Origin of the sequence: Actinomadura sp. NPDC048032 (genome assembly GCF_040653175.1) — a bacterium.
Taxonomy (GTDB): domain Bacteria; phylum Actinomycetota; class Actinomycetes; order Streptosporangiales; family Streptosporangiaceae; genus Spirillospora; species Spirillospora verrucosospora.
This window is the reverse complement of record NZ_JBEZJP010000577.1, coordinates 1-3,962: the sequence shown is the minus strand read 5'-3', so window position 1 is coordinate 3,962 and position 3,962 is coordinate 1. Positions and strand designations below refer to the sequence as shown.

Annotated in this window: 5 protein-coding genes; all 5 read left to right on the top strand. The window is 75.2% G+C overall.

The annotated features are described in order from the left end of the window. Nucleotides 1-588, top strand: a 588-nt coding sequence (locus AB0C69_RS39255) for a DUF998 domain-containing protein (protein WP_360361276.1), incomplete at its 5' end; no start/stop codon positions are given. Further along, nucleotides 585-1,493, top strand: a complete 909-nt coding sequence (locus AB0C69_RS39250; protein ID WP_353835851.1) for an alpha/beta fold hydrolase — start codon at nucleotides 585-587, stop codon at nucleotides 1,491-1,493. The genes AB0C69_RS39255 and AB0C69_RS39250, both read left to right, overlap by 4 nt. Then, nucleotides 1,490-1,861, top strand: coding sequence for a hypothetical protein (locus AB0C69_RS39245; protein WP_353835852.1), 372 nt, complete (start codon nucleotides 1,490-1,492; stop codon nucleotides 1,859-1,861). The genes AB0C69_RS39250 and AB0C69_RS39245 overlap by 4 nt, the downstream gene beginning before the upstream one ends. Nucleotides 1,862-1,963: 102 nt before the next feature. Next, nucleotides 1,964-2,377 (top strand): hypothetical protein, encoded by a 414-nt coding sequence (locus AB0C69_RS39240; RefSeq protein ID WP_345173599.1) that lies wholly within the window; start codon nucleotides 1,964-1,966, stop codon nucleotides 2,375-2,377. A 132-nt stretch (nucleotides 2,378-2,509) separates the two neighbouring features. Further along, nucleotides 2,510-3,871 (top strand): phosphate acyltransferase PlsX, encoded by a 1,362-nt coding sequence (plsX, locus tag AB0C69_RS39235; RefSeq protein WP_360361272.1) that lies wholly within the window; start codon nucleotides 2,510-2,512, stop codon nucleotides 3,869-3,871. Nucleotides 3,872-3,962: the final 91 nt, after the last annotated feature.

Below are 3,962 nucleotides of genomic sequence, written 5' to 3'. Positions count from 1 at the left end.
GTGAGCGAGCTCTCGGCCTCCGACCAGCCGTTCCACTTCGTCTACAGCGCCGGCGACCTCATCACCGGCGTCCTGTCGATCCTGGTGGCGGCCGGGACGCTCCGCAAGCTCACCCGCGCGCCCCTCGCCACCGCGGGGTGGGTGTTCCTCGGCCTGTTCGGCGTGTGCGCCATCGGCGACGCGTCCTTCCCCCTGGACTGCGCGCCGAGCCTGGAGACCTGGTGCGCCCTCCGGGAGCGCTCCGAGAACGTGTCGTTCTCCCACGAGTTCCACTCGGTGACCAGCAGCGCCGTGATCGTCTGCGGGGTGGCGGCGCTGCTGCTGCTGTCCCTGGCCGCCCGCCGGTACGGCTGGTGGCCCGCCCTGGCCCGGTGGGGCTGGCTGCTGGCGCTCGCCGAGTCGGTGGCCGCGCTCGGGACGCTGGTGGCGATGTACGCGGGGCAGTGGCTCGGGATCGTCCAGCGCGTCCAGATCGGCATCCTGTGCCTGGGCCTGCTGACCATCGCGTGGGCGCTGTACTCCGACCGGAGGGACGCGGCGCGCGCGGCACGGGGCGCGCTGGACGAGCGGGCGGAGGCCCTTCTGTGAGCGGCACGGACGGCAGGGCGGACGGCGGCGCGGACCTCGGCCCCGGCGAGATCGTGAACGTGGGCCGCGAGCAGGTGCACGTCGTCGAGTCGGGCCCGGCGGACGGGCCGCCGCTGCTGCTCAGCTCCGGGCTGGGCGGCGCCTGGTTCGACTGGGAGCCCTCCGTCGCGCTGCTCCGGGAGGACCACCGGGTGATCGTCTACGACCGTCCGGGCCTCGGGCTCAGCCCCGCGGCCGCCGCGCCGCCCTCGCTGCGCCGCGACACCGCCGTCATGGGGGCCCTGGCGGAGCGGGCCGGCCGGCCGGTGACCGTCCTCGCGCACTCGATGGCCGCGTTCGCCGCCGAGGCGCTGGCCAGGACGCGCCACCGGCTCGTGCGGGGCATGGTGCTGCTCGATCCGAGCTACGAGGGCGACGCGTGGGTGCCCGTGCGGCTGGCCGCCGCGCTGGCCCCGCTCGCCGCGGCGGCGGGCGCGGTGCTCGGCGCGACCCGGCTGGCGCGGGTCGCCGGGCCGTTCGGCCGCCGCATGGTCCTCAAGCGCACCAGCCTCCGGGACGACACCGTCCCGGAGGAGGTCGTCCTGTCGGTGTACGGGCGCGGGACGGTCCTCGGCACGGTTCTCGCCGAGGACATGGCCTACCGGGAGATGGCCGCCGACCTGGCGGGTCTCCGCGAGCGGCGCCCCTTCCCGCCCGTCCCGCTGGCCGTGGTGACCGCGCTGGGCGACGTGGACGGCGACGACCGCAAGCGCGCCTGGGCCGAGGCGCACGAGCGGCTCGCCGGGATGACCCCGCACGGCACGCGGATCGAGCTGCCCGACGCCCTGCACATGGTCCCGCTCGACCGTCCCGACGCGGTGGCCGACGCGGTCGCCGGCCTCCGCCGGATGGAGGGGGCGGCATGAGGCGCCTCCCCGCCGCCGTGCTCGCCGTCCTGCTCGCCGTGACGATGTCCGGCTGCAAGGTCATGCAGAGGATCTCCGACGGGGCGTACCGCAACGCCGTCACCGACGGGGTCGTGGACGAACTGGGCGAGCAGGGCATCGAGCTGCGGGAACGCCCGGACTGCAGGTCGCCGGGCCGGGAGACCGACGCGGAGGTGCGCGTCGACTGCACGGCCCTGACCACGACCGGGGAGCCGGTCACCGTGGAGGGCGTGGTCCACGACGCCGACACCGAGCGTCCGCGCGAGTCCTACGTGGTGAGCGTCGGCGGGCGCGAGGTGCTCCGCAAGAGCTGCCTCGGCCTCGGCTGCGAGCACCCGAACGGCTGACCGGGCAACGAATCCGCATACGGAACGGAAAATCCGAACACGCAGTGCATACGGGGCCGTACCGTCGGTGACGTAGCGAGTGTGAAGATTCCCAGCGTGAAGATGCCGCGCCTCCGGATCGGCCGCAAGCCGGCCCTGATCCTGGGGTCCGTAGCGCTCCTCGTGATCGCCGCCGTGGGCGGCGGCGCGTTCCTGCTGCTGTCGGGGGGCGAGGAGCTGCAGTACAAGACGCAGGCCGCACTGCGCAGGGCGCTTCCCGTGACGGCCACCGCCGAGCTGCAGAAGCGCGGCGTGCGGCTCGGGGCGCCGCTGCGGTGCGCGGACCTGCCCGGCTGGACGCGGACGAAGATGCGCGTGTCCTGCACCGGCATGACCTCCGACGAGAAGCCGGTCGAGGTCATCGGCAGCGGTGAGCAGGAGTCGCGCCGCAACTACTACACGATCCTCGTGGACGGCCGGCCGGTCGTGGAGAACGCGTCGTGCCTGGGCGCCGACTGCCGCAAGGACGAGGGCTAGGGCCAAGTCCCGGCGGCGTGAGGATCGCCACTCCGGGCGTGGGGCGCCGAGGCAGGCGAAAGGACGCCATACGATGCGATGAGCTGCGTTCTTGCGGCCCACCGTGTTTCCTTCCGTCCTCCTGGAGCGGCCATGACCGGCACCGGCGAGCCGTCGCGGCCCGTGACGCCTCGCCCGGCGGAGCCCGGCCCGCCCGAGCGGGCCCCCGCGGCGCCCCGCACCGCACCGTCCGGCACCGGGCCGTCGGGCGGCGCTCCGCCTCGCACGAACCCGGCGCCGCCGCGACCCGCCCCGCCGCCCGGAGGCACCGCGCCGCGCCCGGCGCCGCGCCGTCCCGCGACGGTGCGCCCGCTGCCGATCGCGGTCGACACGATGGGCGGCGACCACGCCCCCGAAGAGATCATCGCGGGGGCGGTGGCCGCCGTCCGCGAGCACGGCGTCCGGCTGGTGCTGGTCGGGCGGGCGGCGCGGATCCGGCGGGAGCTGGACCTGCACGGCGTCCTCGGCACGATCCCCATCGTGAACGCCGACGAGGCCCTGGACATGGGCGAGGGCGCGCTCGCGAGCTGGCGCAAGCCCCGCTCGTCCATCGCGATCGCCTGCCACCTGATCAAGCAGGGCCGGGCGTCGGCGCTGGTCTCGGCGGGCAGCACCGCCGGGGTGGTGGCGACGTCGCGGCTGCGGCTCAAGGGCCAGCAGGGCGTGATGCGCCCGGCGATCGCGGTGGCCCTGCCGACGCGGCCGCGCCCCACGATCCTGCTGGACGCGGGCGCCACCGCGGACGTCAAGCCGGAGGGCCTCGTCCAGTTCGCCGCGCTCGGCACCGCGTACGCGCAGATCCTGCTCGGGGTGGACCGGCCGTCGGTGGGCCTGCTCAACATCGGCGCCGAGGCGGGCAAGGGCAACAAGCTCACCAAGCGGGCGCACGAGCTGCTCGCGACGGGCAGCCACGGCATCGAGTTCGCCGGGAACGTGGAGGGCCACGACCTGCTGAGCGGTCGCATCGACGTCGTCGTCGCCGACGGCTTCACCGGCAACGTCGCGCTCAAGGCCGTGGAGGGCACCGTCGCCACCGCGTTCGCGGAGATCCGCGACGCGATGACCTCCACCCCCGCCGCGCGGATGGGCGCGCTGCTGCAGCGGCGCCGCCTCCAGGACCTGCGCGACCGCCTCGACCCCGACACCTACGGCGGCGGCGTCCTGCTCGGCCTGAACGGGACGGTCGTGATCGCGCACGGCGCCTCCCGGGCCCGCGCCATCACCTCGGCCTGCGACCTGGCGCACCGGCTGGCCGCCGGACGGATAGTCGAGCGGATCCGCGAGCAGGTCGCCGCGACCCGCACGTCCCGCTTCGGGCGCTGGACGCACGGCGAGCGCGACGGCGACAGGCCCGCCGACAAGCCGGCGGACCGGCCCGGCGAGAAGGTCCCGGAGGTCCCCTCCCCCGCCGCCGACACCGTCCCCGACCGCACGGAGCCGCCCGCCGGGCACTAGGGCCTGTTTCTTGGATCAGGTGCGTAGCCAGATGAGCAGGACAGCGACGGTGATGGTGCCGGTGAACAGGTAGCCGCGTTTGTCGAAGCGG